We start from the raw sequence: 1,165 nt of genomic DNA, 5'->3' as shown, positions 1-1,165 counted from the left end.
CGCCAGCATCAGCACCCGCTGCCGCCGCTGTGGCAGCCCGAAGGCGCGCGCGTCGACCACTCGGTATGCCCAGGTATAGCCCAGCTCCTCCAACGCGGCCGTGATGTGCCGCATCGCCTGTCCACGCCCCAGCTGCAACATGAACGGGACGTTCTCGATCAGCAGCCAGCGCGGGCCGCGTTTGCGCCGGACCAGCCGGAACACCTCGTCGACCAGACCGGAGCGCTCGCCGGTGATGCCCGCCGTCCGTCCCGCCTGCGACAGGTCCTGACAGGGAAATCCGGCGGCGACCAGCTCCGTCCCGGCGGGCAGTCCGCGCAGGCGGGTGACATCGGCGTGGGTCTCTACCTCGGGGAAGCGGGCGGAGAGGACGGCGCGTGCGCCCGGGTCGATCTCGCAGAGCAGCTCGGTACGCCAACCGTGTGCGCTGAGCCCGAGTTCCAAACCCCCGATCCCGGCGAACAACCCGACCATGCTGAATTTTTGGCCTACGCTCCGCTTCGGCGGGTTCTCGGCCCCTGTGGCCTCGATTTTTCCCTCCTCCGCTCAGTCGCTGCGCTCCCTCGCTCCGTCAGTCCACAATCGAGGCGGGCCGAGAACACTGGCGTGCACCGCTCGAGAATCTATAACGCGCCGCGGGCGAGCCATCTGGGGGCACACCGAAAATCGGTTGGCGGGCGGGGGCGGCGCTGGCAATCTGGAAGGTCGTACGCGCGCTCGGTCGGGGGCCGGGGCGGTGCGGTAGTGAGCGATTCGGCGAAAGACGACCTGGCGAAGGGGGATTGTTGTGTCCGTCGCTACGACGGAGACCGTATCCGATTCGGAGGACGACAGAACCGGAACGGTCGACGAAAATTACACCACCCGAGTGACGGGTGCGGGTTCATTGCGGCGTCTGTGGCCGGAGATCCGGCCCTATCGCGCGGCGCTGTTCGGCAGCGCCGTGCTGTCGGGGCTCGGCATGCTGTGCGATATCGCGTTGCCGTTCGTCACCGCGCGGATCGTCGACGGGCCGGTCGCGCAGCGGGATTTCGGCGGCATATGGGTGCCGATCGGCCTGGTGGTTGGGCTTGCGGTGCTCAGCACGGTCACCTCGTGGTGGCGGCGGTGGATCATCGCGGCGCCCGCGAGCCGGCTCGAGGTGTCGTTGCGCGGCAAGCTTTTC

The 1,165-nt window shown here is 68.5% G+C and carries 1 protein-coding gene and 1 pseudogene; one reads left to right on the top strand and one right to left on the bottom strand.

Features of this window, described 5'->3' with window-relative positions; genetic code table 11:
- The coding region (locus ACGF5C_RS34970) for a DNA cytosine methyltransferase (protein WP_393308725.1) at positions 1 to 474 on the bottom strand (474 nt) is incomplete at its 3' end.
- A 313-nt stretch (positions 475 to 787) separates the two neighbouring features.
- On the opposite strand from ACGF5C_RS34970, the pseudogene ACGF5C_RS34965 reads away from it, so the two are divergent.
- Positions 788 to 1,165: pseudogene (locus tag ACGF5C_RS34965) on the top strand (hypothetical protein); the annotation flags it as partial.

Source organism: Micromonospora sp. NPDC047620, from assembly GCF_043205005.1.
GTDB lineage: Bacteria > Actinomycetota > Actinomycetes > Mycobacteriales > Micromonosporaceae > Micromonospora.
This window is presented reverse-complemented; position numbering and strand designations above follow the sequence as displayed.